Below are 14,672 nucleotides of genomic sequence, written 5' to 3' on the forward strand. Positions count from 1 at the left end.
ATGAAAAAAATCCGTGAACTAACAGTAGATGAAACATTTGAATTATTTCTTTTGATCAAAAATGCTGATGTACGTATTGCAAAAAATGGGAAAAAATTTATTGCTTTTACGTTTCAAGATACCTCAGGCACGATTGATGGAAAATATTGGGATGCCTCGGAAGAAGAAATCAGTCGCTTTACAGCTGGGAATGTGATTCTTTTAAATGGAAAAAGAGAAGTTTATCAAGGCAATCCTCAAGTTAAAATTATTCATATGCGGGTTGCACGTCCCGATGAACCGAATCAACCAGCTTTATACATGGAGCGAGCGCCATTAAAACGAGAAGAGATGGTTGAAGAAATCAATCAAACTGTATTTGAAATCACTAATGCTCATTGGCAGCGGATCGTTCGTTATTTATTGACGCAATATCAAAAAGAATTTTTTGATTATCCAGCAGCTAAAAGAAACCATCATGCTTTTGCAAATGGTTTAGCCTATCACACGGTTTCCATGCTTCGTTTAGGTAAATCAATCTGTAAAGAATATAGTGAATTAAATGCAGCACTGCTTTATTCAGGAATCATCTTACATGATCTAGGCAAAGTTAAAGAACTATCTGGTGCTATGACTACTGAATATACACTATCAGGCAATTTGATTGGGCATTTGGTGCTAGTAGATGAAGAAATTACCAAAGCTTGTATTGCGTTGAAAATCGACGAAAATGATGAAGATGTGATTGTATTACGTCATATGGTTTTAGCTCATCATGGCTTATTAGAATATGGCTCACCCGTTCGTCCGCGCATCATGGAAGCAGAAGTATTACATCAAATCGATAATATCGATGCATCGATCCAAATGATGTTAGGATCAGTGCGCCAAACAGAGCCAGGACAATATACAGATCGGATTTTTGGCTTAGATAATCGTAGTTTCTATGTCCCAAAAGATATTTAAAATAGTTAGGAGAGAATCATGAACCAATCCGTACTAACACTATGGTCAGATTTCAAAAAACAATTTTCAATCCCACATGACCACTATGAAGCGTGGGCTTTTGGAAATTCTCCTGCAATGGCGGATGAGCTATTGGGACTTGTCCTTAGTAGAGAAAAGACAGGGACCTCTTCGCTGCGTCTTTTATATGAGTTAGATTTGGAAGGCGAGAAACTGCCAGAAGTAGGGAACTACAGTGTATTATTAGATGGTAATGACCAAGCACAAGCGATCATTTGTACAAAAGTAGTCGATATTCTGCCATATGCTCAAATATCAGAAGTCCATGGTTATCTTGAAGGAGAAGGGGATCGTACGCTTAAGTATTGGCGCAGTGTTCATCAACCATTCTTTGAACAAGAATTAGAGGAATATGAATTACCTTTTTCAGAGGATATGCTGATCGTTTATGAACTTTTTGAAGTAGTCTTTGAAAATAGTGCAAATAAAAAAAAGAGATGAATTTCATCTCTTTTTTTATTTGATTATTTAGAAGACTCTTCAGTTTTACTTGATGATTCTTCTGTTTTGCTTGAAGAATCTTTAGATTTTTCTGAATCGCTTGATTTAGATTCTTTTTCTTTAGAAGAGGATTCTTTTTCTTCTTTCTTAGAAGAATCACTTGATTTAGCAGAATCTTTTGTTTCAACTAAACCAGCTAGAACGTCTTTAAAGGCGTCATCTTTGATTTTAACATTTGCTGCGGTTAAAACTTCAGATACCACTTTTTGAGTGAATGTTTGATCATTTTGTTTTGCTGTTTCAGCAATTTTCTTCAACTCTTTTTTGTAAGGAGCCATGTCATTGCCTTTTTCTTTATTTTTCACCATTTTTACGATAGTGAATGTTGATTGGTAACCAGTTGAATCAGTTGCTTGGATCGGTTCAGAAACTTCACCATCTTTTAATTTGAACGCAGCAGTTTTTACTGGTTCAGAAACTGTTTCAGTTTGAGAATCAAATTTGATTTTGCCACCGTCTTTTTTAGTTGCTTCATCTGTTGATTTTTCTTTAGCGATTTTTGCGAAGTCTTCGCCGTTATCTAATTGTTTTTTGATTTCTTTTGCTTCATCTTCAGTTGCAACTTGGATAAGTTGAGCTTCTACTTCTGGGTGGAATGTTTCCCAAGCAGTTTTTAAATCTTCATCTGTAATTTTGATGTGTGCTTTGATTCCAGCTTGATAAGCTAAGCTTTGTTTGATTTGTTCTTTGTAGCTTTTCTCTGTAAGACCAGCTTGTTTCAATTGATCAGCAAAGTTCCCACCTTGGCTTTCAATGCTTTTCTTAGATTCATCAAATTTCGCTTGAACATCTTTGTCTGAAACATCTTTGCCATATTTTTGATCAAATACTTTGAAAATGATCATTTGTTGAACTGTTTGTTGGCTTTGTTGGTTTGATTTCACTTGATTGTAAAAATCATCAACAGAAATAGTGCCACCTTTCATTGTTGCGATGTCTTGTGAACCGCCAGTACAAGCAGCTAAGGCAAAAATACTGAATAGACCTGCTGCAGCTAAGATTAATTTTTTCTTCATTCTTTTAAGCACTCCTAAGTTTGTTTTATTTTTTATTATGTAGAAATTAATTCTCACGGTTATTACTATACCACACTATGTTTCATAAAAGAAATACGTAAACCATAGTTTCAAACAATTTTCGAATTTAGGACACACTTTAATCTATAAAAACGTACGATTTTAAGGAAATGAGCTTAAAATAAGATTTTTACAGTGTAAAAAAACAAAAGTGTTTTATCTAAAAAAAGGGAATTAATTGAATTAAAACAAAAAAACGAGGATCGAATGCTTAAAATCAGCATGTTTATCCTCGTTTTTTTCTACTTTTCTATAGGTAAATCAGGTAGTTCAGACTGGATTTTTTCCACTTGTTCTTGAATTTGCTCTACTCTTGGTTCTGCTTGGAACTTAAATGTTTCAACATCTCGATTGATTCCATCAATGAAGGGCTCGATGTATGTGTCCGCTGCTGCTTGCAATGCTTGTGCAGATTCTTTGAACTGATCTAATTTATCTGTAAAATCCTCTTTCAAATCAGACCAATCTTCCAATTCATCTACAAATTTTTGACGAGTGGCTTTCCCACTTCTTGGAGCAAAAAGTAGCCCGCTCGCAGCACCAACGACGGCACCAAATAAAATTCCTTTAGAAAACTTTCCCATTATTGTTCCACCTGCTTCATAATTTTTTCGGCTATTTCTTGCATTGATTCTGAAGAGTATGCTGCTTGGTTATTTCCAAAATGAATCGAAAAATCGTCAGACTCTCCATACCGTGGAATTAAATGGATGTGAGAGTGAAAAACAGATTGATAGGCTAGCTCTTTATTGTTATTGATAATATTTAAGCCCTGCATTTCTGGAAAAGCTTTTTCCAAAGCGCGAGCAACTTTAGGAACTCGTGCAAAAACTTCACCTGCTAAAGTTGGTTCGTATTCAAAAATATCAGTCACATGCTCCTTAGGAACGAGCAAAGTATGACCTTTAGTCACTTGGGTAATGTCTAAAAAGGCATAAACCTTATCATCCTCATACACTTTATAACTTGGAATTTCCTGATTAATGATCTTACAAAAAATACAATCTGTCATGATATCCCTTCTTTCTTTATACTGTTTCTTTTACTTTACCATACCTTGAATTTTATTTGGGAGGAAAAGTTCATGAAACCTTCAAAAAGTTCGTGGTATAATAGATTCACGATAAAAATAGTTGGAGGTACATCAATGAGTTTAGTAATTGAACATTTAACAGGCGGATACGGTCATATTCCTGTCTTGAAAGATATTAATTTTGAAGTGAAATCTGGTGAAATGGTCGGTCTGATCGGATTGAATGGCGCTGGTAAAAGTACGACAATCAAAAATGTGATCGGTTTATTAACACCACAAAAAGGGAAGATATCCATTGATGGTGAGACGTTAAGACAACAACCAGAAAGCTATCGCAAAAAAATTGGTTATATTCCTGAAACACCTTCTTTATATGAAGAACTAACATTAAGAGAACATATTGAAATTACGGCAATGGCGTACGATATCCCAATTGAAGAAGCCTTTAAACGAGCAGATGCTTTGCTTAAGACATTTCGTTTGGAAAATAAATTAGACTGGTTTCCTGCAAACTTTTCAAAAGGAATGAAACAAAAAGTCATGGTTTTGTGTGCTTTTTTGATTGAACCGAGTTTATATATCATTGATGAACCTTTTCTAGGGTTAGACCCATTAGCAATCCACGCCTTATTGGAATTGATGGATGAAATGCGTAATCAGGGCGCCGCAATCTTAATGTCGACTCACATTTTGGCAACAGCTGAGCGTTATTGTGATCGTTTTGTTGTTTTACATGATGGTGAAGTCCGGGCTGTTGGTTCAATGGACGAGTTGCGTGAAGAATTCAGTTTACCAGGTTCATCTTTAGATGATATCTATATCGCATTAACAAAAGAAGAAAAGGTGGGGTAATATGTCTGGATTTTTTGGCATTCGTTTAGCACGCCATCTGAAAAAAATGATGAAATATATGCGTTATGTGTTTAATGACCATTTTATTTTAGTTTGCGTCTTCTTATTGGGGGGACTTGGCTTTTACTATTCTCAAGTTTTAAAAACACTACCCGAAAATTTTGTCTGGGGCAGACCGATCGTTGTGATCTTTTGGTTGGTGTTATTGCAGATTGGTCGTATTGCGACCTTGGCACAAGAGGCGGATAAAGTGTTTATTTTACCAAAAGAACCTGAGATGAATCGCTATTTGAATCGTGCGATGCGGTATTCAATTTGGTTGCCACTGATCGCCTTGATTTTACTAGGTGGTATGTCGATGCCGTTAGTAGTTGTTTCGACAGGCTGGGCTTTTTCAACATTTTTCTATTTTATTGTGATGTTGGGGCTTTTAAAAATCAGCCATTTACGCCTACAAAAATATGAATTGTATCAGATTTCTACTAAAGAAGCACAATTATGGTTTACTATTTGGTTGATCACAAGTGGTGTTGCGATTGCTCTTAGTTTATATGTTTTACCACTAGCAGGTCTTCTAACAGGCTTGGTACAGGTGATGTTGTTCTTTTTTATAATGAATAAAAAAGAAACAGCGGTATCGCTAGATTGGGAACAGATGGTCCAAAAAGAAAAAAATCGCATGCATCGAATTTATCAATTTATCCATTTGTTTACAGATGTACCAGAAATTTCAAGCAGTGTAAAACGTCGGAAGTACCTAGATCCGTTGTTGAGCAACATTAAAAAAACTAGTCAGAATACGTACTTATATTTGTATGCTCGTAGTTTACTAAGAGGCTCTGAATATAGCGGCTTATTTATTCGTTTAGTATTAGTGGGCGGAGTGATTTTATTTTTCCTTAAAGAGTTTTGGATCTCATTGGGGGTTTCTGTGCTATTTATCTATTTGATCGGCTTTCAGTTGATTCCAATCTATACGCAGTTTGATTATATGGTGATGACACACTTGTACCCGGTACCAAATGAACAAAAGAAACAGGCGGTCAGTAAACTGGTAACAGTCTTGTTATTAGCCGCAGCCATTTTATTTAGTGTATTTGTGTTGACAGCATTGCCTGATTTTAAAGAAGGCTTATTGGTTGTTGGCGCATTGCTTGTGGAAGTAATTCTATTTGCTAAGTTTTATGTCCCTTATCGTTTGAAGAAAATGGAGGTTTAATGATGCACATTTTATGGAATGATCAAATTGTTGAACGTGAAGCAGTAAAAATCGATATAGAAGATCGTGGTTATCAGTACGGTGACGGACTCTATGAAGTCGTTCGTGTCTATAATGGGCATTTGTACATGATGGAAGAGCATTTAAATCGTTTATGGGACGGTGCTGAAAAAATTAGAATGCAGTTGCCGTTTACAAAAGAAGAATTGACAATTAATTTAAAGAAATTAGTTGAAATTGAAGGAATCAAAGAAGGCAAGTTGTACTTTCAAGTAACACGAGGCATTGATGCACCAAGAAATCATGCGCTGCCAGATCCAGAAAAAGTTAAAGGTGTCTTAACGGCTAATATTAGAGCGTATGAGCGTCCTTTACAAAAAATGGAAGAAGGGATTACCGTTGCGGTTGTGCCAGATACCCGCTGGCTACATTGTGATATCAAGTCATTGAGCTTATTAGGTAATGTGTTGTCATTAGATGATGCCCGCCGCCAAGGTTTTGATGATGCAGTGCTAGTTCGCGATGATAAAGTAACAGAAGCTTCAGCAGCCAATTTCTGGGTAGTCAAAGACGGAACGGTATATACTCATCCTGACGGTAACTTGATTCTACCCGGAATTACGAAGAAAAAAATTCTAGAGTTAGCGAGAGAGTTAAACATTCCCGTAAAAGAAGAAGCTGTGTATGAAGAAGAACTATTTACAGCAGACGAATGTTTTGTGTCAGGATCATTGACGGAAATTGTTCCAGTAGTAAAAGTAAATGATCATATTATTGGAACAGGAAAACCTGGTAAAGTAACAAAACAGCTCTTAGAAGCCTATATTGCTAGTGTTGATGCAACATGTGGAACAGTTGGGGAATAAAGTTGCTGACAAAAGAACAAGAGAGATGCTTGACGAAGTACGCTATGGAAGCTAAAATGATACTTACTGTAAATAATTATTAGAAGTTGTTAGGATAGGAGATAATTTCCATGGCATTTCAGTTGGATAAGGAATGGCGCTTGCAGCCAATAAAAGGCGCAACTGGCCAAACTTTCATGGGTATACGTGCGACTGAAAGAGTATTTATTAAACGAAATACTTCTCCTCTTTTGGCTGCATTGTCTAAAGAAGGAATTGCCCCTAAGCTAGTTTGGACCAAACGAACAGTAACAGGCGATATTTTAACAGCACAAGAATGGCTAGATGGTCAAGTCCTTAAAGCCCAAGAAATCGGTCAAAGAAATGACGTTGTGGATGTCCTTTATCATTTGCACCATTCACATATGCTAAAAAGCATGCTAGGGAAAATCGGCGGTCAGATCCAGACACCTGCAATGATGCTTCAAGCATATGGCGAAAGATTGCCTAAAGAACTTCAAAATAATTCGTATCTTGCTAGAGTCTATCACTATCTGCAAGAAAATATACCAAATTATTCTATTCATAATTATATGGTCGTCCATGGTGATGTGAACCATCGAAATTGGATCGTATCGAATAATTATTTGTATTTAGTTGATTGGGATTCAGTAATGATTGCTGATCCAGCTTTAGATTTAGGTATGCTTTTAGGTCATTACGTTCCGCGGGCAAGCTGGAATAAATGGCTATTAGCTTATGGTATGCGTCCGAGCGAAGAAGCGTTAACGCGAATCAAGTGGTATGCGCTATTTAATTTCCTGCAAGAGATTCTTAGACATCACCAATCAGGAGAAAAACGGGAAATGAATGCTGAAATTTTGAAGCTAAAACGAGCGTTTGGGTATTAATAAACGATGAAAAGAGGATGACCTTTTATTTTCATCATTTACTTGAATAGATAGAGGGCAGCACAAAGCGATTATCGTTTTGTTCTACCCTCTTAAAATTTGTTATTAAAGAAAGGAAACACAAAACATGCGAATGAGAAAAAGACATGGAGCGGCTGAACTTTTAGCGAGTCATCCTGAACTAGTGGTTGATGAGCCAGCCAAATGGCAAGGTCGTTGGACAGAACGTTTTGGGAATGATCACCCTATTCATATTGAAATCGGTTCAGGTAAGGGACAATTTGTGGTAGGAATGGCAAAAGCACATCCAGAAATCAATTATATTGGGATCGATATGCAACTCAGTGTTCTTTCGATCGCTTTAGAAAAAGCGTTGGAAGAAGAATTACCAAATTTACAGTTACTTCATGTTAACGGGGAAGAATTAACACAATACTTTGCTGAAAATGAAGTGGATCAAATTTATTTAAACTTTTCGGATCCTTGGCCAAAAACACGTCATGAAAAACGCCGTCTAACGTTTAAAACATTTTTAGCAACAGACGAAACCATTCTAAAACCAAATGGCGAAATTCATTTTAAAACGGATAACCGTGGACTATTTGAGTATTCACTGAGTAGTTTTTCAAAATATGGCATGATTCTAGAACAAGTTTGGCTTGATTTGCATGCAAGCGACTACGGAGGAAATATCATGACTGAATACGAAGCAAAGTTTTCAGCCAAAGGTCAGCCGATTTATCGTGTGGAAGCAAGATTTCAAGCTGAAAAAACAACGAAATGATTTTTTGTTTTATTGAAAAAATAGAGCGTCTATCCTTGGCATTGCCTTGTTAGAATGGGTGCTTTATTTTTTTGTTTATATAAGGAAGGTACTTACATTTTAAAAACAAATTTTGAAGAGAAATTTGAAGAAAAACCGCGAGTAGAGCATAGAGGAAACAATAGGAGAAAGAAAGCCAGACTGGTATAAAAAGAACAGCTGTAGCAGCACATCGTGTAATGTGTCCCTACAACTGTTCTTTTAACTTTAATCTTTGATCCGTTTTACGTCAATCACAGTTCCAGTAAAGGCATCTGCAGTAAATTCATACTGAACCATAACGCCGTCTTCCAAACGTGAAATCCCGCCATTGTAAGTTTTTGAGTGGACTGCAAATTTTCGTAAAGGTTTTTTCTCAAATTCAATCCATGACCCTTCGATCGGACCTTCTTTTAAAAAGGCGTCTTTCACATTTTCTAAAACTAAATCAGCATCGACTGTTCGTTTCTTCTGATACCATAAAGTTGAAGCGATTCCGCTCACTATGCCTAGACTCACGCCGATTGCCAAGCCACTTTTAAAATAGCTTAATTCATTTTCTTCATTCATGGGGAATAACCTCCGCGTATTTTCAAATGTTCGCCAAATTTTTTTAGCTTTAGCTCTATTCTAACACATTGTATGAAAATATCGAAAAACAAAAAACGTGGGCAATTGAAAAAATTTGCGTTATAATGAATGTGAAATCATATGAAAGGAGTATCTGCCGTTTTTGTTTAAAAATCATGTTATTTTTTACAAAAAAGAACGGTTGAACCTGAAGAAAGTCGTAAACAGGCGAACTGGCAGATAATACAACAATGGAAGAAAAAACTTTTCAACGCATCAAAGAACTAACAGAACTACAAGGAACAAGCGGATTTGAAGATGATATTCGTGCGTATATGAAAAAAAATATGGCACCATTAGTAGACGAGATTCAATATGATGGTTTAGGTGGGATTTTTGGTCTAAAAAGAGCAAAAGAACAAGATGCGCCACGCGTTATGGTTGCCTCTCACATGGACGAAGTTGGTTTTATGTTGACACAGATCAAAGACAATGGATTATTCCAAGTGGTTCCTTTAGGTGGTTGGAATCCCTATGTCGTCTCAGCACAACGTTTTACATTAAAAACAAGTAAAGGCAATTATCCATGTATTTCTTCTTCAGTTCCGCCACACTTATTACGTGGAACAGGCGGTCAAAAACAACTAGAAGTAACGGATGTGTTATTTGATGCAGGTTTTGAATCAAAAGAAGAAGCGGAAAGTTTTGGCGTTCGCCCAGGTGATTCAATCGTTCCACAAACAGAAACGATCAAAACAGCCAATGGTAAAAATATCATCAGTAAATCATGGGATAATCGCTATGGTTGTACATTAGTTTTAGAAGCATTAGAAGCTTTGCAAAACGAACAATTAGGCCATACATTAATTGCGGGTGCTAATGTTCAAGAAGAAGTTGGCTTACGTGGTTCTAAACCTTCTGTTCATAAATTTAATCCTGATCTATTCTTTGCAGTGGATTGTTCAGCAGCCGATGATATCCAAACGAAAAAAGGCACATATGGTCATTTAGGTGAAGGAACATTATTACGTATTTACGATCCAGGAATGATCACATTACCTCGTGTACGTGAATACTTATTAGATACAGCAGCAACTCACAATATTCCTTACCAATATTTTGTTTCTAAAGGTGGAACGGATGCAGGTGCTGCCCATACAACAAATAATGGTGTACCAAGTACTGTGATCGGTGTTTGCGGACGTTATATCCATACACACCAAACGATGTTTAACATCAAAGACTTTGAAGCAGCTCGTGAAATGTTGATTCAAGTCCTAAAAGGATTGGATAAAACAACGGTTAACACAATCATTTACGGAAAGTAGAGGATAGTTTATGATTATTCCAACTTCTTATGAAGAACTAGCAAGCTATGTAAAACAAGATAAAAATGTTTTTTTCTTCACTGCAGATTGGTGTGGCGACTGCCGTTTTATCAAACCGGTGATGCCTGAAATCGAAGCAGAATTTCCAAAATTTCGTTTTGTTGAAGTAGACCGTGATAAATTTATGGACCTTGCTTCTGAATGGAATATTTTTGGTATTCCGAGTTTTGTAGTCACAGATCAAGGCAAAGAATTAGGTCGCTTGGTCAATAAAGAGCGTAAAACAAAAGAAGAAATTTCGACATTTTTAAACAGTATTAGCTGAAAATAAGACAATACTAGCAAACTGATTCAAGAGAGAAAATAAAACAATCGGGAGATGAGTACTGTGTTAACACAAACCTATAAAAATATTTTAGTTGGTGTAGATGGCAGTGATCAAGCAAATTTAGCTTACGAACAAGCGATTGAAGTAGCTAAAAGAAATAATGGACGTGTAATCGTCGCCCATATTATAGAAAATAAAGCCTACGCAATGATGGGTTATTCTTCTTTAAATGATAGTTTATTAGATCAAGAAACAGAAAATGCTAAAGAATTACTTGATGATTGCAAAGAATATGCAAAAAGCGTAGATTTTACGCAGGTCGAAACAGTTGTAACTTATGGTTCGGCAAAAGACGTGATGTGCCAAGATTTACCTAAGAAATATGAAGTTGATTTGATCATGGTAGGTCAGTCAGGATTAAATGCCGTAGAGCGCTTAATGATTGGTAGTGTCAGCAGCTACATCATACGTCATGCACCGTGTGATGTTTTGATCGTTCATCCTGAGCTAAATGAAAAATAGATGACGCATGTAAAATAGGTGAAGCAAGGCGTAACCGTTTTGTTTCACCTATTTTTTCTGGATAAAGCGAGTATAAGAAAAAATGTCATGCAGTGGATCTGTTTTTTTGTTAAGATAGGACAGGAGATATCGTGCATGGAAAGGTTTTTACGCAAGTATCTTGGAAAATGAGAAAAATGGAGTGAGGAAAAGAAATGATTTTTGCTTATAATAAGGAACATGTCGGCGATGTCTTGATGGTCATCGTGTCTGATGATAAAGGGCTAGATAATCAAGTAGAACGTAAAGGAAATGTAGCACGAATAAGTGTTGTAGAAGATGATCAAACCGTTGCTTGGAATATCTTTGAAGCATCTGCCGTTTTAGGTGATATAAAAGGCGTTGGTCAAATAGAATTAACAGATGAGCAATTGACTAAAGTGAATGAGGAACTTGCTAGAGCTGGATTTTCAGAAACATTACTTAATGAAATAGATCCAAAAATCGTTATTGGGTTTGTAAAATCTTGTAAAAAACACCCAGATTCAGATCATTTATCAATCACTCAAACAGAAGTGAATAATGGTGAAGTGCTACAAATCGTTTGTGGTGCACCAAATATCAAAGCAGGACAAAAAGTAGTTGTCGCAAAGCCAGGTGCTATGATGCCAGATGGTCTGATGATTTGGCCAGGAGTTTTACGTGGTGTAGAAAGTTTTGGCATGATTTGTTCAGCAGGTGAATTACGCTTACCTGATGCGCCAGCGAAAAAAGGAATTTTAGAATTGCCTTTTGATGCAGTAATTGGCGAAGCCTTTCCTGTTGGGAAATAAATGTACCTAAATCTATTTATTAGTTGTTAGGGACTGGAAGAAAACACCATGTGTTTTCTTCCAGTCCCTATTTATTTATTCTAATTACACTAAATCTATCTATTAAATGAGAATAGGTTGTTATGAAAACGACTCTTTTTAAAAAGTGATACCCTTAGATTTGCAACTTATCATTTTTTTAAATAGAATTAAAGAAATAGAAGAAGTATAAAGCATTTGGAAATGGAGGAGATTTTATGCAGACTCGATTTAAGGGGATGATACTTTTTCTTTCATTCATGACGATTTTTTCTGGTTGTTCGAAACTCAATAATGAACACGATTCGGCATTATCAACAGACATAGGGAAACAGCAAGAAGCTATGACGAATGTAACACCTGCCATTTATAAAACATACGAGCAACAGGCTGAAGCAATCATCGGATATTCAGAATTGTATAATTTAGCTGTCGAATCCCAAGAAGGAAAAAGGGAAAATGGCATGTATGTGATACCGGGGTTACTTAGTACAACAACACTTGAAAATAATCAGATAAAAACAATCGTTGAATGCGATTCTATGACACCACAAGGAGTCACGATGGCAGGCGATTACTTACTTATTTCTTCTTATTGTCATGAACATAAACATAATTCAGTCTTTTATGTGCTGGATAAGAATACACATCAGTATATAAAAACAGTGGTTCTTAAAGGCTATCCCCATGTTGGAGGGATCACATATGATCCGATTGCAAAAAATGTCTGGGTTTGCGCTCGCCATAAAGATCGAGCAGAAATTGTTGCGATTCCGATGGACAGTATAGAAAACTATGAATTAAAAAATACGCTTCAACCAATCAAGTACACACAACAAGTAGAACTACCACAAGTAAAAAGAGCGTCAGTCATTACGTATTCAAATAAAAATATATATGTCGGCTATTTTGATAGTCAATCAGATGGCAAGTTAGAACAGTACCCTTTGGATGAAAGAGGGAAAATGACAGGGCAATTGGCTTCGGAGCAAGTAATCCACACAACTATGGATATAGATAAAAGCAAAACAAATGAAACAATCGTTAAAGAGTTACAAGGGATTACGTTTGTTGAAGATAAACTAGTTGTTACTCAATCTTATGGTGCGTTCAAAAACTCTAAGTTACTACTATTTAATTATGATACAAACAAAAAAAGTTTTTTAGATAATGATATAGAGAAAGTGGTTGATATGCCGGCTCATGCAGAACAAGTGTCAGCAAGTGAAGGACAAATATATGCGATTTTTGAGTCTGCTGCTAAACCTTATCGAGAAAACGAAAAAGTATGGGTTGATCGAGTTTTAAGGATCGATACCAAAAAATTGCTTCAAGAATAATAAAATCACTAAAAAGAATATTTAGTAAAGAGCGAAACATTCTAAGCTAAAATTAACTAGATGGGAAAGTGAGTGTATGACAAAATCGTATGATGTGATTGTTATTGGAAGTGGGTTAAGTGGTTTGACGATTGCTTACGGACTAAATAAAAAAGGGGTGAGTGTTGCTATTGTCGAAGCTAACAAGTTTGGTGGAGCAGTTGCAAACTACGGTAGTACTCGAAAAAAAGAGTTGGTTGCTTTTGCAGAGCTAAAACTTACTGCACAGCAACTAGCCAAAACAGGTGCGGTAAATGAACTAACGCCCAACTGGCAGTCAGCTATGGCCTATATAGATTCACTCGAGAACACTGAATCACTAGAGCATGAAACAGCATTGCGAAAGGCTGGAATCGATACAATTTATGGAGAAGCAATATTTGTGGATGAGCATCATATTGAAGTAGCTGGCTCTCAATATGAAGGGGAAAAATTTGTGATAGCAACAGGTGCAAAAAGTAGAACATTACAAATTGAAGGTAGCGACTATTTAAAAGACAGTACTGATTTTTTGACGCAAAAAGAGTTGCCGAAGAAAGTAATTTTTATTGGGGCTGGGATTATTGCGTTCGCCTTTATAACCATTGCTGAAGCTTTTGATACAGAAGTGACTGTCATCCAGCATGATGAGCGAGCCTTAGCTGCCTTTGACCAAGAACTTGTTTATAAGCTGATTGAGTTAAATAAACGTCGTGGAATAAACTATCATTTTGATGAACAGCTTATTGCAGTAAAAAAGAATCGAGACAATTATAGTGCCATAACGGCTAAAGGTATCGAGTATCAAGCAGATGCTATTTATTGTGTTGCTGGTAGAATACCAAATATATCTGATTTAGGAATTGAAAGGATCGGGATTGAATCAGATCAACACGGTATTGTCGTCGATGAGTATCTAACAACCAACATATCAACTATATATGCATGTGGAGATTGTAGTAACACTTCTGTACCAAAACTAGCTACATATGCAGTTTGGGAGGCAGACTATTTAGTCGAACATTTGACCGGAGATGGGCTGAAAAACATAGACTATCCATTATCCGTGATGTCCACCTTTAGTCAACCTAAATTAGCCCAAGTAGGCATCTCAATTTCCCACGCCAAAGAACATCAAGATCTATATAGCGTTGAAACGATTGATATGACTGATTGGCTAGAATATAAAAAAAATAATGACGCTATTGCGTTAGTAAAAGTTATATATCAGAAAAGTGATAATAGAATAGTTGGTGCAACTAGCTTAAGTAATCAAGCGGATTTGTTTATTAATTATTTTACGATGGCATTGCATGCGGGATGGACTAAATCAGAGCTGAAAAAAATCATTTTTGCTTACCCATCATTAGCGAACGATGTGTTAAGAGCGTATCATTAAAATAATATAGAAAAATCGATGCGAGTGAAGGAAATTCAATCTTTGAGTTTTCTTCACCCTGTTAGTGAGGAGAATAGCACGATGAATACTCGC

17 protein-coding genes are annotated in these 14,672 nt (G+C 36.3%); 13 read left to right on the forward strand and 4 right to left on the reverse strand.

Going from position 1 to position 14,672, the window contains the following annotated elements; translation table 11 throughout:
• Together ATZ35_RS06935 and ATZ35_RS06940 are read left to right on the forward strand one after the other, a co-directional pair.
• Window positions 1–945, forward strand: coding sequence for a 3'-5' exoribonuclease YhaM family protein (locus tag ATZ35_RS06935; RefSeq protein WP_086277253.1), 945 nt, complete (start codon window positions 1–3; stop codon window positions 943–945).
• 18 nt (window positions 946–963) lie between these two features.
• Entirely contained in the window at window positions 964–1,446 is a 483-nt protein-coding gene (locus tag ATZ35_RS06940) for an ASCH domain-containing protein (protein WP_208930107.1), read from the forward strand.
• Window positions 1,447–1,469: 23 nt separating this feature from the next.
• On the opposite strand, the gene ATZ35_RS06945 is transcribed toward ATZ35_RS06940, so the two are convergent.
• The 3 genes from ATZ35_RS06945 to ATZ35_RS06955 all read right to left on the reverse strand — a co-directional run bounded on the left by ATZ35_RS06945 (window position 1,470) and on the right by ATZ35_RS06955 (window position 3,594).
• Window positions 1,470–2,522, reverse strand: coding sequence for a peptidylprolyl isomerase (locus tag ATZ35_RS06945; RefSeq protein ID WP_208930108.1), 1,053 nt, complete (start codon window positions 2,520–2,522; stop codon window positions 1,470–1,472).
• Window positions 2,523–2,824: 302 nt separating this feature from the next.
• Window positions 2,825–3,166: a YtxH domain-containing protein gene (locus ATZ35_RS06950; RefSeq protein ID WP_208930109.1), complete on the reverse strand. Its 342-nt coding sequence runs from the start codon at window positions 3,164–3,166 to the stop codon at window positions 2,825–2,827.
• Window positions 3,166–3,594: an HIT family protein gene (locus ATZ35_RS06955; RefSeq protein WP_208930110.1), complete on the reverse strand. Its 429-nt coding sequence runs from the start codon at window positions 3,592–3,594 to the stop codon at window positions 3,166–3,168. The genes ATZ35_RS06950 and ATZ35_RS06955 overlap by 1 nt, the downstream gene beginning before the upstream one ends.
• Before the next feature lie 135 nt (window positions 3,595–3,729).
• On the opposite strand from ATZ35_RS06955, the gene ATZ35_RS06960 reads away from it, so the two are divergent.
• The 5 genes from ATZ35_RS06960 to trmB all read left to right on the forward strand — a co-directional run bounded on the left by ATZ35_RS06960 (window position 3,730) and on the right by trmB (window position 8,226).
• Window positions 3,730–4,467, forward strand: a complete 738-nt coding sequence (locus ATZ35_RS06960; protein ID WP_025871916.1) for an ABC transporter ATP-binding protein — start codon at window positions 3,730–3,732, stop codon at window positions 4,465–4,467.
• A 1-nt stretch (window position 4,468) separates the two neighbouring features.
• The gene (locus ATZ35_RS06965; RefSeq protein ID WP_208930111.1) at window positions 4,469–5,686 is read left to right on the forward strand and encodes an ABC transporter permease; all 1,218 of its coding nucleotides are present in this window, start codon (window positions 4,469–4,471) and stop codon (window positions 5,684–5,686) included.
• Window positions 5,687–5,688: 2 nt separating this feature from the next.
• Window positions 5,689–6,552, forward strand: coding sequence for a D-amino-acid transaminase (gene dat, locus ATZ35_RS06970; RefSeq protein WP_208930439.1), 864 nt, complete (start codon window positions 5,689–5,691; stop codon window positions 6,550–6,552).
• Between the two features lie 110 nt (window positions 6,553–6,662).
• The gene (locus tag ATZ35_RS06975) at window positions 6,663–7,442 is read left to right on the forward strand and encodes a phosphotransferase family protein (RefSeq protein WP_208930112.1); all 780 of its coding nucleotides are present in this window, start codon (window positions 6,663–6,665) and stop codon (window positions 7,440–7,442) included.
• 127 nt (window positions 7,443–7,569) lie between these two features.
• Window positions 7,570–8,226, forward strand: coding sequence for a tRNA (guanosine(46)-N7)-methyltransferase TrmB (trmB, locus tag ATZ35_RS06980; protein ID WP_208930113.1), 657 nt, complete (start codon window positions 7,570–7,572; stop codon window positions 8,224–8,226).
• Window positions 8,227–8,472: 246 nt separating this feature from the next.
• Here the strand turns inward: trmB and ATZ35_RS06985 are convergent, their stop codons facing one another.
• Entirely contained in the window at window positions 8,473–8,814 is a 342-nt protein-coding gene (locus tag ATZ35_RS06985) for a PepSY domain-containing protein (protein ID WP_208930114.1), read from the reverse strand.
• Between the two features lie 251 nt (window positions 8,815–9,065).
• On the opposite strand from ATZ35_RS06985, the gene pepA reads away from it, so the two are divergent.
• The 6 genes from pepA (at window position 9,066) to ATZ35_RS07015 (ending at window position 14,579) form a co-directional block, all read left to right on the forward strand.
• Window positions 9,066–10,142 (forward strand): glutamyl aminopeptidase, encoded by a 1,077-nt coding sequence (gene pepA / locus ATZ35_RS06990; RefSeq protein WP_208930115.1) that lies wholly within the window; start codon window positions 9,066–9,068, stop codon window positions 10,140–10,142.
• 10 nt (window positions 10,143–10,152) lie between these two features.
• Window positions 10,153–10,467 carry a thioredoxin family protein gene (locus ATZ35_RS06995; protein ID WP_208930116.1) on the forward strand — a complete coding sequence of 105 codons (315 nt, stop codon included), beginning with the start codon at window positions 10,153–10,155 and terminating at the stop codon, window positions 10,465–10,467.
• Between the two features lie 54 nt (window positions 10,468–10,521).
• Window positions 10,522–10,992, forward strand: coding sequence for a universal stress protein (locus ATZ35_RS07000; protein ID WP_034702639.1), 471 nt, complete (start codon window positions 10,522–10,524; stop codon window positions 10,990–10,992).
• Between the two features lie 194 nt (window positions 10,993–11,186).
• The gene (gene ytpR, locus ATZ35_RS07005; protein WP_208930117.1) at window positions 11,187–11,804 is read left to right on the forward strand and encodes a YtpR family tRNA-binding protein; all 618 of its coding nucleotides are present in this window, start codon (window positions 11,187–11,189) and stop codon (window positions 11,802–11,804) included.
• Window positions 11,805–12,040: 236 nt separating this feature from the next.
• Complete coding sequence (locus ATZ35_RS07010) at window positions 12,041–13,162, forward strand: hypothetical protein (RefSeq protein WP_208930118.1); 1,122 nt, start codon at window positions 12,041–12,043, stop codon at window positions 13,160–13,162.
• Window positions 13,163–13,238: 76 nt separating this feature from the next.
• Window positions 13,239–14,579: a dihydrolipoyl dehydrogenase family protein gene (locus ATZ35_RS07015; RefSeq protein ID WP_208930119.1), complete on the forward strand. Its 1,341-nt coding sequence runs from the start codon at window positions 13,239–13,241 to the stop codon at window positions 14,577–14,579.
• Window positions 14,580–14,672 lie beyond the last annotated feature (93 nt).

It is taken from the genome of Enterococcus rotai (assembly GCF_001465345.1).
Lineage (GTDB): Bacteria > Bacillota > Bacilli > Lactobacillales > Enterococcaceae > Enterococcus_L > Enterococcus_L rotai.